Origin of the sequence: Shewanella sp. GutCb, from assembly GCF_002836135.1 — a bacterium.
Taxonomy (GTDB): Bacteria; Pseudomonadota; Gammaproteobacteria; order Enterobacterales; family Shewanellaceae; genus Shewanella.
Map to the genome: position 1 here is coordinate 157,624 of NZ_PJBL01000105.1, position 18,673 is coordinate 176,296.

13 protein-coding genes are annotated in these 18,673 nt (G+C 44.4%); 4 read left to right on the forward strand and 9 right to left on the reverse strand.

The genetic code is table 11. From position 1 onward, the window contains the following. Positions 1-52: 52 nt before the first annotated feature. A complete protein-coding gene (locus CXF86_RS20825) occupies positions 53-934 on the reverse strand; it encodes a LysR family transcriptional regulator (protein WP_101090051.1) in 882 nt (293 codons plus the stop codon). 96 nt (positions 935-1,030) lie between these two features. Between CXF86_RS20825 and CXF86_RS20830 the strand changes: the two genes are divergently transcribed. After that, positions 1,031-2,413: an MATE family efflux transporter gene (locus CXF86_RS20830; RefSeq protein WP_102039931.1), complete on the forward strand. Its 1,383-nt coding sequence runs from the start codon at positions 1,031-1,033 to the stop codon at positions 2,411-2,413. A 12-nt stretch (positions 2,414-2,425) separates the two neighbouring features. Here the strand turns inward: CXF86_RS20830 and CXF86_RS20835 are convergent, their stop codons facing one another. From CXF86_RS20835 to CXF86_RS20845, 3 genes are all read right to left on the reverse strand, one after another. Then, complete coding sequence (locus CXF86_RS20835) at positions 2,426-3,115, reverse strand: lytic transglycosylase domain-containing protein (protein ID WP_101090053.1); 690 nt, start codon at positions 3,113-3,115, stop codon at positions 2,426-2,428. Further along, entirely contained in the window at positions 3,112-4,134 is a 1,023-nt protein-coding gene (locus tag CXF86_RS20840; RefSeq protein WP_102039932.1) for a DUF3137 domain-containing protein, read from the reverse strand. The genes CXF86_RS20835 and CXF86_RS20840 overlap by 4 nt, the downstream gene beginning before the upstream one ends. A gap of 91 nt (positions 4,135-4,225) precedes the next feature. After that, positions 4,226-4,795, reverse strand: a complete 570-nt coding sequence (locus CXF86_RS20845; RefSeq protein WP_102039933.1) for a LemA family protein — start codon at positions 4,793-4,795, stop codon at positions 4,226-4,228. Positions 4,796-6,431: 1,636 nt separating this feature from the next. On the opposite strand from CXF86_RS20845, the gene CXF86_RS20850 reads away from it, so the two are divergent. After that, positions 6,432-8,051, forward strand: a complete 1,620-nt coding sequence (locus tag CXF86_RS20850) for an AbgT family transporter (RefSeq protein WP_102039934.1) — start codon at positions 6,432-6,434, stop codon at positions 8,049-8,051. A gap of 499 nt (positions 8,052-8,550) precedes the next feature. On the opposite strand, the gene CXF86_RS20855 is transcribed toward CXF86_RS20850, so the two are convergent. From CXF86_RS20855 to CXF86_RS20865, 3 genes are all read right to left on the reverse strand, one after another. Next, entirely contained in the window at positions 8,551-11,706 is a 3,156-nt protein-coding gene (locus tag CXF86_RS20855) for an efflux RND transporter permease subunit (protein ID WP_102039935.1), read from the reverse strand. A gap of 9 nt (positions 11,707-11,715) precedes the next feature. After that, entirely contained in the window at positions 11,716-12,873 is a 1,158-nt protein-coding gene (locus CXF86_RS20860; protein WP_102039936.1) for an efflux RND transporter periplasmic adaptor subunit, read from the reverse strand. Between the two features lie 343 nt (positions 12,874-13,216). Then, positions 13,217-13,906, reverse strand: a complete 690-nt coding sequence (locus tag CXF86_RS20865; protein WP_101090059.1) for a DNA-3-methyladenine glycosylase I — start codon at positions 13,904-13,906, stop codon at positions 13,217-13,219. 211 nt (positions 13,907-14,117) lie between these two features. Here CXF86_RS20865 and CXF86_RS20870 point away from each other — a divergent pair, with 211 nt between their 5' ends. After that, on the forward strand, positions 14,118-14,762 hold the full coding sequence (locus CXF86_RS20870; protein WP_308303201.1) for a glutathione S-transferase family protein: 645 nt from the start codon (positions 14,118-14,120) through the stop codon (positions 14,760-14,762). Positions 14,763-14,847: 85 nt separating this feature from the next. Here CXF86_RS20870 and CXF86_RS20875 read toward each other — a convergent pair whose 3' ends face one another. After that, positions 14,848-15,378 (reverse strand): thioesterase family protein, encoded by a 531-nt coding sequence (locus CXF86_RS20875; RefSeq protein ID WP_101090061.1) that lies wholly within the window; start codon positions 15,376-15,378, stop codon positions 14,848-14,850. A 135-nt stretch (positions 15,379-15,513) separates the two neighbouring features. Next, positions 15,514-17,553, reverse strand: a complete 2,040-nt coding sequence (prlC, locus tag CXF86_RS20880) for an oligopeptidase A (protein WP_102039938.1) — start codon at positions 17,551-17,553, stop codon at positions 15,514-15,516. Positions 17,554-17,826: 273 nt separating this feature from the next. On the opposite strand from prlC, the gene CXF86_RS20885 reads away from it, so the two are divergent. Beyond that, positions 17,827-18,612, forward strand: coding sequence for a hypothetical protein (locus CXF86_RS20885; protein WP_101090063.1), 786 nt, complete (start codon positions 17,827-17,829; stop codon positions 18,610-18,612). The last annotated feature ends 61 nt before the right edge of the window (positions 18,613-18,673 follow it).

Here is an 18,673-nt window from a genome sequence, read left to right on the forward strand (position 1 = left end):
AATAATAGCGATAGCTATCTTCCATTAGAGATCGAGGATTAACACCTGTAAATCAATCATCATCTAACACTGAATCAAGCTCTGCAAAGAACCAACGCATCACAGGTCCAATTTCTTTATCACGTCGATTAACAACCCCGATTTCAACTAATAGCGGATCGGGAATATATTCTGTCGATAGCTCTAGTAGTTCATTGGAATACCACTCCGTTTTGGCCACATGCTCAGGTACTAACGCCCAACCAACACCTTGCAGCGCTAAGGCCACCATGTAGTAATAGCTGTCGATATACCAATGGTTTGCCGATAATGGCTGGCTTTGTGATTGCCCGGTTCGATCGCAAATAGCTAACTGCCGATATTGCATCAATTGCTCCAGCGTCGGCACGGGCACTTGCGCTAAAGGGTGCTGTGCTGATACGACTAAACTATGTTTGAATTGACCAATTGACATAAATTCTAATGCGTCGGGCAGCGATACGGTATGAAACATAATGCCAATATCCGCGCGCCCTTGGTCCACCCAGAGTGCAATGTCTTCTTGGGAACCATTAATAATCGTCAGTTTAAGCAGCGGGAATTGCGTCGATACCCGCAAGAAAAAGGTTTCAAACGCATTCACCGGCACGGCTTCGTCAATCGCTACCGTAAGCGCAACTTCTTCGCCTAATGTCGCCGTCATCGCCCGAGCGTGTAGGCGTTGGCATTGTGCTAATACCGATTGCGCTTCGATAAACATCTCTTCACCTAATGGCGTAAGTATGGGTAATTTAGCGCTACGATCAAACAGTTCAAAACCCAAATCAGCCTCAAGGTTACTTACCGCGGTGCTCACTCGTGATTGTGCCTTGCCCATACGCCGACCCGCCGCCGAAAATGACCCTAACTTGACCGAATTCACAAATGCGTTTAGTTCATCTAAAGTCCAGTTCACAACCACTCCTATATCAAAAACAGATAGAAACCAACTTGGTTCAATCTTAATAACAGAGTAACTTGCCCGCATACGTACTTCAACACTGTAAATTTTATGTCAGCACTCCCCCTAATATCAGACCAAAATAAAACCATCAAACAAACTTTTTGGCGTTATACCCTGCCCGCCATTGCGGCCATGTTAGTCAATGGCCTATATCAAATTGTCGATGGTATTTTTATCGGTCACTACATCGGGTTTGAAGGACTAGCTGCGATTAACATGGCTTGGCCCGTGGTCTACTTTATGGTGGGATTTGGCATTATGGTGGGGATGGGTAGCGGCAGCTTGCTATCGATTCAACGCGGTAAAGGCGACACCACGGCAGCGCCGACAATATTAACGACCAGCATGATAATTATGCTGGTGTTAGCGGGTGCGTCCACCCTCATTCTGTTGGCGAGCAGTACCTACTTATTACAAGCTCAGGGCGGAGTCGAAACCACTTTACGGATGGGGCAAGATTATATTGCAGTCTTTACCTGGGGCGGCCTCGCTACTGTGCTGGCAGCGGCACTGCCTTTCTTAATCCGCAATGATGAAAACCCTCATTTGGCCACTATATTAATGGTGATGGGTGCGGTGATTAATATCGTATTGGACTACCTGTTTATCGCGGTGTGGGAAATGGGCTTAAGCGGGGCAGCCATTGCGACTATCACCGCTCAGGTCACTATTTGTGTGATTGGTTTAGGCTATTTTTTATCGCCCTATAGCAACATAAAGTGGCCAGCTAAATTTACCCTGTTCAATTTGAGCTTTAGTCGGCAGATACTTTTACTGGGCTCTTCAAGTTTATTTATGTACCTCTACACTAGCTTTGTATTTGCGCTGCATAACCGACTCTTTATGGAATATGGCTCGCCCTTAATCGTCGGAGCCTTTGCTATTGTTGGCTATTTAATGGTGTTGTACTATTTTGTAGCCGAAGGTGTTGCTGAAGGCTTACAGCCGCCCGTGAGCTACTATTACGGCGCTGAGCAGCATGAAAATATCAATAAGATGTTAATGCTGTCGATTAAAGTCACTTTAATCGCGGGGATAAGCTGGACCCTTCTGCTTAACTTTTTTCCCGAAATAATGGTTGGCCTATTTACCAATGATGATCCGACATTAGTCACAACCGCAGTCGACGGAATACGTATGCATCTGTTTGCGATGCCATTAGATGGGTTTATTGCATTAGCGTCGGTGTATTTTATGGCGACTAATCAAGGTAAAAAGGCACTTATCGTGGCCTGCAGCAATATGCTGGTCCAGCTACCCTTCTTATTTATTTTACCTAAATTCATGGGTGTCGACGGTGTCTGGTTAGCCATGCCGTTGTCTAATATTGCCCTGTGCAGCGTGGTAATACCGCTAGTATATTTTGATGTAAAAAAACGTCGTTTACTGGGTAATCATCATCTCAATACTATCAATGCAGTGACAACTTAAGCCTCAATACAATTAGCTTTTACGATAGCGTTGCAACAGAATATTGACCCGTTCAACATAGGCTTTTGTTTCGGGAAATGGCGGCACGCCTCGATATTGCTCAACCCTTGAAGCGCCGGCATTATATGCGGCGCATGCTAAAGTAATATCACCATCAAATCGCTTTAACAGCTGTGCTAAATAACGGCTACCCGCCTGAATATTTTGACTCGGTTTAAAAGCATCTGTCACGCCGAGCTCTTTAGCTGTGGCTGGCATTAGCTGCATTAATCCTTGTGCACCCGTCTTTGAAATTGCAGCAGGTCTAAATGACGATTCAGCATGAATAACGGCACGGATTAACGCGGCTTCTAACTGGTAGGTTCTCGCGGCTAACCGGATGTCATCGTTATATTGTTGGGTAAATAACGGGATAGACTGCCAGTTAATATTTGAACTGGGTTTACAGGCGTAGCAGTCATAAATACGCACTTGATAATGCCCTGTCTCTGGCGGTCTATCGGAAAAAACCACCACCCCATCGGCATTCTGATAATGGTAAACCTGATTCGGATCGCTTTTTACCTGCTTCGACTTATTGCTATTTCTCTGACTACCCAACACACTTTTATCTGACGGTTTAGCCACAAAATGCGGCTTACTGGTTTGTGCCCAGCTGCATAAACTCAAAGCGGCAAGGCAGAGCAATAAGGCCTTAATCATAACCCTATCGATTTATCGAGTTTAAGCACGTCGACAATAGCAAACAGTTGCTTCATCTCTTTATTAATCTGGCTAAATTCATATTCAAAAGTCGCCCCTTTAAATATTGATGCCATTTCAAATCGATTATCTTTGCTCTCTAACATAATCAGTAACCGGTTTTGATAAAAGGCACATTGGATTTTGTTATCAAAACTGGATGACAGCGCTTGTAAGCGCTCCATAAAGGTCACGGTAAGCAGGTACCTTGCTTCTATTTGATCGGTAGAAAACACATCAAACTGTTTTTCAAAAATAGGATCTTCCAGCTTTACCCTATCTAATCCTTTAAAGCTTCCTGATAAAAAGTTCATCAGCCCACCACGGTTTTTAACAACCACAGTATGACCTTGAAATGCTTTATGACTGCTTAGCTCGATCATCAGCCCCTTAAAAACACTGACGGTATCGGTGCTTTTATCACGCTGCACCTGCTTAGTTAGATGCAGTTCGTTTAGCGCAATTTCAACGCCTTTATAGGTTCCTTGAACATAATCATCGAAATTAGCTCCGTCATAATGAGGTAATATTTTTGAAGATTTAAGTCCTGTGAGACTCATTTGATGATCGCGACTAAAAATAAAATCACTACCAAAGTATTTGAATATTTGCGGATAGACCCGTTGTTTCACATCTTGCTTATAGTGTTTAATCGGTCGATTTGTCCACCACAAAAAAGGTAATAAAAGACCCGCCAAAAACAGATAGAAAATTTCAGGGGTTGAGGCTGAAGTAAGCATAGGCTTGAACATTAAAGCCAGAATAACCAAGCCAATATAAATAGCGCCACTCAAATAGAGCCTGCCACGACATGCTTTAAGACTTGAAACTCTGGCATTTTCAAATTTACTGCTTAGCGGTTCAATACACTGTTGATAATGTGCTTTAAATGCATCTTGCTCGCTTGCGGGTGCTTTGAGTCTATCACCGCCACGCAATGCCTTGATCGGCGCACCAAAAATAAAACCGATGATATTCATATAATCATAATGTTAACTAATATAATTTCTGCCCGATAATACGCTCTAGTCAGGTAACGGCACTGACACCAGCACCGCTAAAAGACCCTTGCTACTTTAAAAAGTCAGCCGCATCCACTGGTGCTTTGGACACCTCGTCAGCTTCATAAAAGGGCATCACTTTAACACTCGCCATGGATGCAATGATTGAACCCGGAAAGATCTCTACGGCAGTATTGAGCTCTGAAACCGCACTATTATAAAAGCGACGTGCAGCTGAAAGCTGGGCTTCGACTTCATTATAGGTTTGCATCGCTTGCAACATGGTGTTGTCGGAGCGAAGTTCAGGATAGTTTTCGACATTAACCATAAGCTGTGACATTTTTTGATTAAGCAGCTCTGATACCTCTAAGTGCGCTTTAACCGCATCAGGATCGGTATCGCTGTACCTTTCTATTGCTTGGGTTCTTAGCGCTGTGATCTCAGTTAACAGTGATTTTTCATGATCCATGTACTTCTGCGCAATCTTTAATATATTGGGTACTAAATTCGAGCGCTTCTTCAACTGCACATCGATGCCAGATAAGGCTTCTCGGCCTGCATTGCGTTTTTTAATTAAACTGACATACCAGAGGTAAGCAATAATCACCACCAACCCTAAGCCCAACATAATACCTTCCATTGTATATCCTTATTGTTTTGGTGCCCTTTTTTATAGGCATCTTTGCCAATGCGCAGGAAAAATAATCATTTTTTGGCGCTACTCTTGGCTTTAGTAGCCACACTGTTACTCATTTAGCGACCAAAATCCAGCCTAATAGAGTGACTTGCCAGCATTTTCCGTGGTGTTTTTTAACGCACATCTCACCAAGTTGCTACCTTTATCGCTGAAAAGTCACATTAGAACGTTGTAATCTGAGGGTTTAGCACCATTAATGATTAAACTTCACCAAATTAAATTAAGCGACTACTTTATCATCAGCGATATAATTTATTAACTTATGCTTCAAACACTAAAGGTGTTTTATCTCTAGTGTTTTTTTGTACAACCTCACAATTATTATTACCATTATTGCTAATAATTTACCGCTAAAGCTATAGTTATGACTTGTTGCTAGTGAATTTGATGCTATTAGGCAGAATACTCACTTCAAATCTCGCAAACTCAATATGTTAACCACAAACAGCTTACTTATTTTTAGCTTATAGGCTGCGACACATCGATATATTAGTGTCAGCCATAACCGACATCGTAAACCCATCAATCTCTTTTGGACGCATTATTTATGAGTCCTTTTTTGTGTCTAAAATCCGACAATACCAACACACTTTTACGGATGACTAGACCATTATTAACATGAATAACGGCTCATCTAATCTACTGTTGGTGTTCAGCGTTGATACAGCTATAGCACGCTATATTGGTGTCATCCCTAGCGGACATTGTTAACCAATCAATCCCTTTTGGACTCATTATTTATGAGTCCTTTTTTTTGCCTGAAATTTGATAATCCCGGCACGCTTTCACGGGTGACTAAGCCATTAGTTAACATGAATAACTGTTCATCTAATCTGCTATTGGTGTTCAGCGTTGATACAGCTATAGCGCGCTATATTGGTGTTATCCCTAGCGGGCATTGTTAACCAACCAATCCCTTTTGGATTCATTATTTATGAATCCTTTTTTTTGCCTAAAATTTGATAATCCCGGCACGCTCTCACGGGTGACTAAGCCATTAGTTAACATGAATAACTGTTCATCTAATCTGCTATTGGCGTTCAGCGTTGATACAGCTATAGCGCGCTATATTGGTGTTATCCCTAGCGGACATTGTTAACCAATCAATCCCTTTTGGACTCATTATTTATGAGTCTTTTTTTTGCCTGAAATTTGATAATCCCGGCATGCTTTCACGGGTGACTAAGCCATTAGTTAACATGAATAACTGTTCATCTAATCTGCTGTTGGTGTTCAGCGTTGATACAGCTATAGCGCGCTATATTGGTGTCATCCCTAGCGGACATTCATTCAACGAGCATTGTTAACCAATCAATCCCTTTTGGACTCATAATTTATGAGTCCTTTTTTTTGCCTGTCGTTTAGCCTCCGCTTTAAAGCCCTTTAATCCAAAGCCAGCCGTGAGTTTGTTACCTGCCACCAATCCCTTTTAAGGTTCAATTAATTGTTGTTATCCATCATGCAAGGTCAGTTTACATTCCTACCGCTTTCACGCTATGAAACTGATATTAAGTAAACATAAAAATGACATTTAATAATTATAAAAACAAATAAATACCCACAACTGAAGGATGATGAAATGAGCACCGATAAAGGTGAGAGCTTGCCTCTACCCAATGATCCACCCACAAGCCCTGAAAAACAGCAGAGCGGTTGGTTCGTAAACTTCCTCAACGTTGTTGAACGACTCGGTAATTTACTGCCACACCCTATTACACTATTTGCACTCTTTTGTGCCGCCGTCGTCGTTATCAGTGGTATTGCAGGCTACTTTGAACTCACCGTTATAGACCCTCGCCCAGAGGGATCATCTGGACGTAGTGCTGATGGTCTCATCCATGTGGTAAGCCTAATGAACGCTGAAGGCTTACGGATGATAGTTTCAAACCTTGTCACCAACTTCACTGGTTTTACGCCATTAGGCACGGTATTGGTTGCGCTATTAGGCGTGGGTATCGCTGAACGTTCCGGATTACTTTCCGCTGCCATGCGTTTATTGGTGATGGGCGCTTCAAAACGTTTAGTCACCTTGACCATTGTATTTGCTGGGATTGTGTCTAACACCGCTGCCGAACTTGGCTATGTGGTACTGATCCCTATGGCTGCCATGATCTTCCATTCGTTGGGACGACACCCATTGGCGGGCTTAGCCGCTGCGTTTGCCGGCGTGTCGGGAGGTTACAGTGCCAACCTACTGCTCGGTACTGTCGATCCGTTACTTTCTGGGATCACCGAAACTGCGGCGCAAATGATTGACCCTGATTATCTAGTAGGCCCTGAAGCAAACTGGTACTTCATGTTTGTCTCTACCTTTTTAATCACCATTCTAGGGGCATTAGTAACCGAGAAAATTGTGGAGCCAAAACTCGGCAAATATGATCCTAGCGAAGCGGCCACCGATCTCAGTCAACAAAAGATGGATGGCGTGACAAAACTAGAGAAGAAAGCTCTCAAAGTTGCCGGACTGACAGTACTCGCTATGTCGCTGTTATTAGCGCTAACGGTTGTACCTGAAGGCGCACCATTAAGAAACCCTGATACCGGGCTTGTTGCAGGCTCGCCGTTCCTAAAAGGAATAGTTGCCTTTATCTTTGTCTGTTTTGCCATTCCGGGGCTGGTTTATGGCCGCGTCGTTGGCAGCATGAAGCGTGATGTTGATGTGATTAATGCCATGTCTCACAGCATGAGCAGTATGGGTATGTACATTGTATTGGTGTTTTTTGCTTCGCAATTTGTCGCTTTCTTCAAATGGACCAACTTAGGCGCGGTATTGGCCGTATCAGGCGCCGATGCGTTAACCACTATTGGCCTAACCGGGCCATTAGTGTTTTTACTGTTTATTATGATGTGCGGTTTTATCAACTTAATGCTCGGCAGTGCATCAGCGCAATGGGCGGTTACTGCGCCTATTTTCGTCCCCATGTTGATGCTGGTAGGTTATGCACCAGAAACCATTCAGGCGGCGTATAGAATTGGCGACTCAGTGACAAACCTCATCACGCCTATGATGAGTTACTTCGGCTTGATTCTGGCGGTGGCGTCGCAATATAAAAAGAACCTCGGCATAGGAACACTGGTCGCAACCATGTTGCCTTACTCGATGGTGTTCTTCGTTGGCTGGACCTGTTTTTTCTTCATCTGGGTGTTTGTCTTTGGCCTACCAGTAGGACCTGGTGCAGAAACTTATTACACGCCTTAAAGTACAGGAATATGCTCAAACGGCTTGGAAATAGAACTCAAAACAATCGCCCTTGTCACTTCAATTGATGAGGGCTTTTTATTGAGATTAGCACCATAACTTGTCGCCGCTCTGAATCCCACATTTAGAGGTTGCTGGTGATCATAACCACTGAGGTTTAGGTGAGATTTAGGAGGTAGAGTCATGCATGGGGTAATTACCGAGGATGCCAGAGCCGAGAACAACTATTAGCTTCATGTTTCCGACTTGCCTTCAGCGATTTGAATTCCCACTGAATGAACAGATACTTAATACAATTGGTATAAGGAGCACTTTTCCTGCTAACAACGCACTGCCACCATGAGTTAGGTCGCGTATCCAATAGAAAGATTATTCCCCGTGATAGCGCATCTTTACCGCTAGGCTCCTATGGTCGGTTTGCGGCTAACAACACCGATAAAAGCGCAACAAAAAGCCCAGCATTGGCTGGGCTTTTTTATATCACCTAATAACCTTAACGTTATTCAGTTTTGGGTGTCTCGACTTTTGCAGCCTCAACGTTAGCCCCTTTCTTTTCTCGCTTGCTGAAGATACGTTCAACAACCACGAAGAAGATTGGGATAAAGAAGAGCCCCATAAAGGTTGAGCTCATCATGCCGCCCAGTACCGCAGTACCAATAGCGTTTTGGCTACCAGAACCTACACCGCTACTAATGGCAAGTGGCACAACACCAAGACCGAATGCCAGTGACGTCATCAAAATTGGACGTAAACGCACTCGAACCGCATGCAGCGTTGCTTCCACTAAGCCTGCGCCCTTATCGTAGAACTCTTTGGCGAATTCTACGATCAAGATGGCATTTTTGGTTGCAAGCCCCACCGTGGTTAACAGACCCACTTGGAAAAAGACATCGTTAGGTAAACCACGGCCATTCATCGCTATCAGTGCGCCAATAATACCCAGCGGGATCACTAATATCACTGCAAATGGAACCGACCAACTTTCATACAGTGCCGCAAGTACGAGGAAGACCACCACAACCGACAATGCATAGAGCATCGGGGCTTGATTACCAGAAAGACGCTCTTCATAAGATAAACCATTCCACTCAACACCAAATCCTGGCGGTAGTTTCTTGACCATCTCTTCGATGATATTCATCGCCTCGCCGGTACTAAAGCCTTCTGCCACACCCCCTTGAATATTCATCGCGGGGAGACCGTTAAAGCGCTCTAGACGAGGAGAGCCATACTCCCAAGAACCCGTCGCAAATGCCGAGAATGGCACCATTTCGCCTTGAGTGTTCTTCACGTACCAAGAGTCCATATCGTCAGGCTGCATGCGGTAATCCGCTTCACCTTGAACATACACTTTTTTCACTCGGCCACGGTCAATAAAGTCGTTGACGTAGTTACCACCCCAAGCTGTACCCAGTACGCTGTTAACCGCACTAATGTCGACACTCAATGCACGCAGTTTTGCATGATCGATATGCACTTGATAAAGCGGTGCATCCTCTTGGCCATTCGGGCGTACACCCACTAGGTTTGGATTTTTCGATGCCATGCCTAATAAGATGTTCCGTGCTTCGACAAGCTTTTCATGACCTTGACCATTTCTGTCCTGCAGATAGAAATCGAAACCATTGGCAGTACCTAGCTCGATAACCGCGGGCGGCACGAACGCAAATACAAAGGCCTCTTTCATCTGCATAAACATTCCCATGGCACGTCCAGCAACTGATTGCACATCTTGACCTGGGTTTTGACGCTCAGACCAATCTTTTAGACTAACAAACGCAATACCCATGTTTTGACCGTTACCCGCAAAACTAAAGCCGGAAACACTAAATACTGATTTAACGTTATCGCCCTCAGTATTCAAATAAAAGTCTGTCACATCGTCCAATACGTCTTGCGTCGCCTGTTGGGTTGAGTTCACCGGCAAGATTGCCTGAGTAAACATGATCCCCTGATCTTCATCGGGTAAGAAGGCTGTTGGCATACGCATAAATATCCAGCCCACTGCGACCGTAATGGCAAGATATACCATCATAGTACGACCAGCACGCTTGATCATCGCCGCAACACTCGCTTCATAACGCGAAGTCATCGCATCAAACTTGCGGTTAAACCAACCAAAGAAGCCTGTTTTTGTATGGCTCTCACCTTTAGCAATAGGTTTAAGCATGGTGGCACAAAGTGCTGGCGTTAAAATAATCGCCACCATCACAGATAATGCCATTGCTGAAACGATAGTTATCGAGAACTGCCTGTAAATAACACCAGTTGAACCCGACATAAATGCCATAGGCACGAATACCGCTGACAACGTCAAACCAATACCCACTAGTGCGCCAGTGATCTGATCCATCGACTTCTTAGTCGCTTCGATGGGGCTTAACCCCTCCTCCTGCATCACACGTTCGACGTTTTCTACCACCACAATCGCATCATCCACCAGCAAACCAATCGCCAATACCATGGCAAACATGGTCAAGGTGTTGATGGAAAAGCCTGCGAACGACAAAATAGCGAATGTACCGAGCAATACAACAGGTACAGCAATCGTTGGAATTAGCGTTGCACGGAAGTTCTGCAAGAACAGGTACATGATTAAGAATACCAGTACGATAGCTTCAAGCAGTGTATGCACTACACCTTCAATCGATTTTTCAACGAACGGTGTGGTGTCGTAGGGATATACTATCTCCATACCTTCGGGAAAAAATGGCTGTAACTCAGCAATTTTTTTACGAACACCTTCAGCCGTTGCTAACGCGTTTGCGCCAGTCGCTAACTGAATACCAAGACCTGCTGCAGGTTTGCCGTTGTAGAAAGATTCTACCGCATAGCTTTCTGCGCCCAACTCAACTCGCGCAACATCTTCGAGATAGACCTTTGCACCGGAAGAGTCAGCTTTAATAATGATTTTCTTAAACTGATCGGCAGTTTGTAAACGGCTTTGTGCCGAAACAGTCGCGTTAAGCTCTTGTCCTGCTACCGATGGGGAACCACCCAACTGACCTGCCGAAACCTGTGCATTCTGCTCTTTTATAGAGGAGATAATGTCCATGCTGGTCAAGTTATATTGGGTCAACTTAAGCGGATCTAACCAGATACGCATCGCATATTGCGCGCCAAACAGCTGAATCGTACCCACACCAGGGACACGACTCATAGGATCTTGCACATTTGAGGCTACATAGTCAGAAATGTCATTTTTATCTAAAGAGCCATCTTGAGATACAAAACCCACCACCATCAAGAAGCCAGCACTCGACTTCGCGACATTAACACCTTGAGCTTGTACCTCTTGCGGTAACAATGGCATCGCAAGCTGAAGCTTGTTTTGCACCTGCACCTGAGCAATATCAGGATCGGCTTCGGCATTAAAGGTTAGGGTAATTTCAGCATTACCAAAGCTATCACTGGTTGAAGATATATAGCGCAGGTTATCAAGACCCGTCATGCGCTGCTCAATTACCTGGGTAACTGAATCTTCCATCGTCTTAGCTGACGCACCAGGATAAACAGCGCTAATCACTACCGATGGCGGTGCAATATTAGGATATTGAGACACGGGTAAGCCGAAGATAGATAACACCCCGGCCAGCATCACAATAATGGCGATTACCCAAGCAAAAATAGGGCGATCAATAAAGAAACGTGCCATAGCTCTACCCTATTTCTGTTGTTGTGCTTGAGGTTTCTTATCCGCGACTAAAGGACCCGCTTTAACAGGTGCTCCAGGGCGAATTTTTTGTAGGCCTTCAACAATGAGTTGATCACCAACATTCAAACCATCCGTAATACGCCACTGGTTATTAATCACTTCAGCTGTCGTCACAATGCGCGACGCAACTTTACCGTCAATAATCACCATCGCGACCGCTTGGCCTTTAGTGTTACGAGTAATCGCACGCTGCGGGACAAGAATAGCCTGTGGATCGGTACCGGTATTCAAGATAGCGCGAACATACATACCCGGCATTAACACGCCGTCCGGATTAGGGAACTCGGCACGTAGAACGACTGAACCTGTATTTTCATTCACACTAACTTCCGCGAACTGCAGTAAGCCATCATGGTTATAGGTAGTGCCGTCTTCTAGCACCAACTGCACTCCCGCATTATCAGACGCCTTAAGTTGGCCATCTTTTAACTTAGCTCTTAAACGCAACAACTGCGCACTCGACTGAGCTATCTCAATGTTAATTGGATCAAGCTGTTGAATGGTCGCTAACGTTTGAGTTTGATTTGCCGTCACTAACGCACCAGCAGTCACTGAAGATTTACCTACACGCCCAGAAATAGGGGCACGCACTTCGGTGTACTCAAGGTTAATATTCGCGGTATTGATAGCAGCTTCGGCAACGGTGACACGCGCTAACGCTTCTTTGTATGCCGCATCAGCTTCATCATAATCCTGCTCACTGATGGAGTTTAACTTTACCAGCTTCTTAAAACGCAAAGCCTTGGCTTTAGCTGACACTAAGCTTGCTTCTGCACTTTTAAGATCTGCTTGTGCACTAACGAGTGCCGCTTTATAGGTTGCCGAGTCAATCTGATACAGAGATTGACCTTTCTTTACATCTTTTCCTTCAACAAAGCCGCGGTTCATAATAATACCACTGACTTGAGGGCGAACCTCTGCTTCTAAATACGCCTTACTTCGTCCAGGTAGTTCAACCAAAATAGATTGAGATTGAGCCGCTATAGTAATTGCACCCACCTCCATAGGTCCTCTTTCTTGAGGCCCCATTTGATCAGATTTTTGCCCACATCCAGTTATCCATAACGCCACACTTAACACAGAGGCAATTTTCACTATTTGCCGCATGAGAACTCCTATAAAAGCCATCTAACCGGTAATTGAATTATTTTCAGCATTAAATGCCGCCAATTAAACCTTTGAAAGCATAAATTTTTGTCTGATTATTTAACGTGCCTTTATCTCACAATGCAGGCTTGTCAACAAGGAAATATACGAGATTAATTTGTAAGTTAATAAGAATTCCCGCACTAAATCAGCCACATATGTTTAATTATTGTTAACGATATATATTTTTCAACATTCGCATTAGCCCTAAGTTTAGAACAGATGACATTAGATGCTGAAAATTAACAGGTAATGCCAATACATTATCAAAAAAGCATCACATCAAGATCCATAACATTGGCTACTAAATCCGATTATCACCGACGCTACAGGCTAGAATCCGACTGATATCAGCCAAACTGCGGCCTGAATCCTGTTGCCAGTGATTAAAGACGGCTTGGACCTGCTTAAGTCCCGCTTTTGAGCTAAAGCCATAATCCACTAGCTGGTGTGCCTTGAGATAGCCTTGCACGTCGCTAGTCAGTAGAAAGGTGTCTTTACCGATAGCGCGTAAAAAATAGGGACCTGTGTTACCGCCAAGGCGTGTACCTTTGCGCTTTAAGCTTGCCCATAAACCGATAATATCTTCGCTAGGCCAGCTTGCCAAAAACTCAGCAAAACTACCGTGCTCACGCGCAAGGTCGTTGACCATATGCGCGTTGTCATAGATCGCCATCGTTTTCTTAAGATGCCTGATTAATACGATATCATTAGCCCGCTCTTGCAACTGCTCGGTCGACAGCATCAATACCTTAAAAGGCTCAAAATCAAAAAATGCTTTTTGGTATGCTGGCCACTTAGCCTCGACTATTCGCCACACAAAGCCGCTTTGAAATACCTTTTTACTCATCTCAGATAACAACGGAGCATCGCTATATTGACCAATTTCGTCCTCCGTCAGGCTCGCTGACATTAACTGTTCGAGTCCTGCACTGCCGCCTTTACGCTCTGATGCCCGCTGATAAATTGATGCAAACGTTTCAATACGACTCATCTGTTCTCCTGTTGATACCCAAGCCACAGTTCGACATGCTCGATGCTGCATTTCGAAGTCGCATGGGTATATATTCTGCGGCAGATAACCATTAACCTGCTGAGAGGCATTACTTTATCAAGATAACTCATAGTGTAAGGCACTCACGCAACCAACACAGCACATTGTGGGGACCCGTTTTAGCAACTAGAGTTAACACAAATGATTTTGATTGGAGTCTGTAACGACCATGGATCTGTATTACCATCCACTGTCACGACAATCACAAAAGGTACTCATTGCCCTTTATGAAAAACAAGCCCACTTTTATCCGCATATTATTAATTTAGCGGATCCTTACGCGAGGCGGGAATTGCAACGAATTGATGCTAGCGGCCACCTACCTTTACTCAGAATTGCATCAGGTGAGATCATTCCCGACGCGAGTATTATTGTAGAATACCTTGATACCAACATTGAGCAAGGTACTCAACTCATTCCTGCATTAACCAAGGATGCATTGCAAGTAAGGCTCTACGACAGACTCAGCGATACACGGCTCGACACAGTGATCGACCATTGGCTGGCAGCCAAGCATCAAAAGCTCAGTAATCAAATTAAGGTCAAGCAACTTGAAAATGAACTGCTGACAACCCTGGACAGTTTAGACCGACGCCTCGCCACATATCATTGGTTATGTGGTGACAGCTTTAGCTTAGCCGACTGCGCGACGATCCCATGTTTACTGACATTAGAAACCGATTTTAAGCTACTCGACTATGAACATCTCGGCCGTTATTGGATCCAAGCCACACTGCGGGGAGCCGTCAATCAAGTGCAAGAGGAGGTGGCGCTCACTCTTGCTCGTACGTCATGACGCCGCTATGCATCCGAGCAAACACAGCGATAGCCAGCTGGAGATGGAACGCCCACAGAAAGATCAGACAGTAGTAGAATGGTGATTATATGTTCTGCGCTTTCTTTAACTCTAAGAAGCGTTTCCACTTTTCAACTTCAGCTGGCAGCTCTGGTGCAGCATCATTAAATGGGATCTCTGCTAGCATCTTTAAAATTGGCACCTGTTTCTTCTTACAGACAAAAACGCCGCGCACATGGGCAATGCAATGCAAACCGCGCTCACTGACAAATCGCTGTTCGACATAGAAGTATTTCTCATCCCAACCGACCACTTTGCTTTCAATATCAAACTTAGCAAATGGCTTGATATCGCGAATATAGGTGAACTCAGCGGCATTAATAATCGGCATCCATCCCAATTTTATAAAACGCTTTAGCAAGCCCATTTCGGACAACATGTAAGTTCGAGCCAGATCCATAAACGCTGGGTAACGCGAATTAGTCAGGTGGAAGTTGATATCGCAATCGGAAGGTAATGCACGATAACTGAGTGTGCTCTTGCCTAAAAAATCGATTTTATTACAGTGACGAACGCGCCAAATAAACAACCAAAAAAGCCTAAAATAAAGATTCATTTACAGCTCAACCTACATCCTTGATAAATAAGAGCCGAAAGGCTAGCAGAGGTCATACCAGATAACAAGCTGTGAAGTAGATCAAATAAAAAAGGCGCACTAGGCGCCTTAAAATGATAAAAATTGACTTAACAATTAGCCGTTAATACCGCAATGTCTTAGCAGAGCATCAGTCTTAGGCTCTCGACCGCGGAAACGTTTAAACAATGTCATAGGTTCTTCACTGCCGCCCATTTCGAGAATATTCTCTAAGAAACGCTTGCCCGTTTCGGCGTTAAAGATCCCTTCTTCTTCAAATAGAGAGAATGCATCTGCAGAGAGCACTTCAGCCCATTTATAGCTGTAGTAACCTGCAGCGTAGCCACCCGCAAAGATATGCGCAAAACCATGTTGGAAGCGGTTAAATTCAGGTGCCTTAACGACTGCCACTAACTCACGGACCTCATTTAGCTTAGCTTGGATCTCTGCGCCTTTGGCAGGGTCAAACTCTAAGTGCATCTTAAAATCAAACAGTGAAAACTCAAGCTGACGCAACATCATCATGCCTGACTGGAAGTTTTTCGCCGCCAGCATTTTATCCAGCATCACCTTTGGCAACGGCTCACCGGTTTCGAAATGGCCTGAAATTTCAGCCAGAGCTTCCTCTTCATAGCACCAGTTCTCCATAAACTGACTCGGTAGCTCAACCGCGTCCCAAGGTACGCCGCTGATCCCAGAAACGCCGCCAACATCAATCTTAGTCAACATATGATGAATGCCATGGCCGAATTCATGGAACAGAGTCGTCACTTCATCATGGGTAAATAACGCGGGCTTGCCTGCCACAGGTGCATTGAAGTTACACGTGAGGTAAGCAACCGGATCTTGCAAACCTGCGCTAGTGGCACGACGAGCACGGCAATCATCCATCCATGCGCCACCACGCTTACCTTCACGGGCGTAAAGATCTAAATAGAAACTGCCACGGTGTTCGTCATTGCTGTCGCGAATATGGAAGAAACGGACATCTTTATGCCAGCTATCAAACTCTTTTTGCTCCTCGACCTTAAGACCAAATAGGCGCGATACAGTATAAAACAGCCCTGAAAGGACTTTATCTTCTGGAAAATAGGGACGCAGTAGCTCTTGGGAGATCTCGTAGCGATGCTGTTTCAATTTCTCAGCATAAAAACCAAGATCCCATGCCGCAAGATCGACAGCACTGTATTCGCTGGCAGCAAAATCTTTAAGCTCGTTAAGTTCGGTTTCGCCTTGTGTTTTAGAGCGCGCAGCAAGCTCCGTTAAAAACGCTAATACTTGTGCCGGTGTTTCGGCCATTTTCGTTGCCAATGACTTGTCGGCAAAGCTGTCAAAACCTAATAGGTTAGCCAGCTCGTGGCGTAATGATAAAATTTCATCCATTAACGGACCATTATCAAATTCGCCAGCATTGGGCCCTTGATCAGATGCTCGCGTGACAAACGCACGATAACACTCTTCACGCAGCGCACGATTCTCGCTGTAAGACATCACGGGTAGGTAAGAGGGGAAATCTAAGGTAAACAGCCAGCCGGTTAACTCTTTGGCTTCTGCCATCGCCGCCGCAGCCGCAACAGCTGATTCAGGTAAACCCTTTAGCTCTGCTTCATCAGTGATCAGCTTGCTCCAGGCTTGAGTTGCGTCTAATAATTGATTAGAGAAACCACTAGTCAGTTCCGACATACGCTTAACCAATTCACCATAACGCAGCTTGTCGCCATCACTTAAGCCAATACCTGATAGTTCAAAATCACGTAGGCTGTTTTCAATCATTTTCTTTTGCGCTTGTGAATAATCAGCAAACTCTGCTGATGCCGCAAGTGACTTATAGGCTTGATAGAGCCCCTGATGCTGGCCGACAAAGGTACCGTACTCAGATAACAAAGGCAGACATGCATCATGTGCCGCACGCCATGCATCATTACTGACAACCGAATTCATATGCGAAATAGGTGACCATATTTTTCCCAGTTCATCATCAACGTCATCAAGTGGAGCAACTAAATTATCCCAACAATAGTTACCCTCATTCTTTAACACTTGTTCTATTTGCGCTCGACAGTTCGCGATACCTTGTTCAATAGCAGGCTGAATATGCTCAGGTTTAAGACTAGAAAAAGGCGGAAGCTTAGTGCTATTTAGCAAGGGGTTGCTCATGAGTGAGTCCTTAACATTCTATGTTGATAGTTAAGAGATAGGGGTTAAGAAGGCAATATTCAATGAATTGGCAATAAAACTTATGCTTCGAGGGTTTTCTAGCAGTAAAAAACGCTCATTTCCTTGATGAAGGTCATATTCCAGCCGTATAAACCCCGCTCCGTATTGGTATTGCAAACCACTTCGCAAATACAACTTGTTATCATTTACATTTACGGCGTAAAAATTATGATGTATGGGATTTTCACTTCCTGCTAAATACTGAGTCTTGTAATGAGAAAAGCACTGCAACTTATCGCCATGATCCCACTATTAATCGGATCATCTGTTGTATTAGCCGATGCAGCGTCTAATATCGATGACTCACACAATACTAAAATTATTGAAAAACTGCCGTTAGATGATAGTGGACAAGTTCATGCGCTTTTTGACCTTGGTTGGGACTCTAGCTACATTTCAGAAGGTCGAAATAATCTCGACCAAGGCGGTATCTATTGGGCAACCGCTGCTGTACAAAGAAACAATTTTAACCTATACGCGACTGTCGGACGTGGTGATAGCCAGCACTATACCGAGTGGAACGTGGGGGTAGAGTATGCTTTCAACTTAACCGACAACCTAGGCGGCAGTGTCGGTTACCAACGTTTAGAGTTTTACGGTGACGAACGCGCCCATGATAACGAACTCTTTGGCATACTGGAGTACGCCGCCGTTGATTGGTTAGTGCCTTCGGTGAGCTATACATATTCTACGGAAGCTGCAGGCTATTTCGTCGAAGTAAGCATACACAGTAATTGGGAGCTGACACCAAACTTCAGCGTCTCTCCATACATCACCCAAGGTTTCGATTTTCAATATGTCAGCGAAGAGCATGACGGTGCTAATCACTTCCAATTGGGCATTGAAGCAGAGTATCAGCTGCCTAATCAGTGGGTGCTATCAGGCCATGTTAGTCACAGTATTGCTCAAGAAGACATAAAACTCGAAGCGCGAAATAACAATACTACTGCTAGCTTAGACGAAACCTATGCAGGTATTCATTTAAGCTGGAGCTTCTAACGCCAGAACACTTAAAATTGAACTATAGTTTATTGCTAATGGCCCGATAAAAACCAACATA

Excerpts from the sequence above, each read along its gene's own strand:
- CXF86_RS20830 (WP_102039931.1), top strand. The coding sequence starts at position 1,031 with ATGTCAGCACTCCCCCTAATATCAGACCAAAATAAAACCATCAAACAA.
- CXF86_RS20835 (WP_101090053.1), bottom strand. The coding sequence starts at position 3,115 with ATGATTAAGGCCTTATTGCTCTGCCTTGCCGCTTTGAGTTTATGCAGC.
- CXF86_RS20840 (WP_102039932.1), bottom strand. The coding sequence starts at position 4,134 with ATGAATATCATCGGTTTTATTTTTGGTGCGCCGATCAAGGCATTGCGT.
- CXF86_RS20845 (WP_102039933.1), bottom strand. The coding sequence starts at position 4,795 with ATGGAAGGTATTATGTTGGGCTTAGGGTTGGTGGTGATTATTGCTTAC.
- CXF86_RS20850 (WP_102039934.1), top strand. The coding sequence starts at position 6,432 with ATGAGCACCGATAAAGGTGAGAGCTTGCCTCTACCCAATGATCCACCC.
- CXF86_RS20855 (WP_102039935.1), bottom strand. The coding sequence starts at position 11,706 with ATGGCACGTTTCTTTATTGATCGCCCTATTTTTGCTTGGGTAATCGCC.
- CXF86_RS20860 (WP_102039936.1), bottom strand. The coding sequence starts at position 12,873 with ATGCGGCAAATAGTGAAAATTGCCTCTGTGTTAAGTGTGGCGTTATGG.
- CXF86_RS20865 (WP_101090059.1), bottom strand. The coding sequence starts at position 13,906 with ATGAGTCGTATTGAAACGTTTGCATCAATTTATCAGCGGGCATCAGAG.
- CXF86_RS20875 (WP_101090061.1), bottom strand. The coding sequence starts at position 15,378 with ATGAATCTTTATTTTAGGCTTTTTTGGTTGTTTATTTGGCGCGTTCGT.
- prlC (WP_102039938.1), bottom strand. The coding sequence starts at position 17,553 with ATGAGCAACCCCTTGCTAAATAGCACTAAGCTTCCGCCTTTTTCTAGT.
- CXF86_RS20885 (WP_101090063.1), top strand. The coding sequence starts at position 17,827 with ATGAGAAAAGCACTGCAACTTATCGCCATGATCCCACTATTAATCGGA.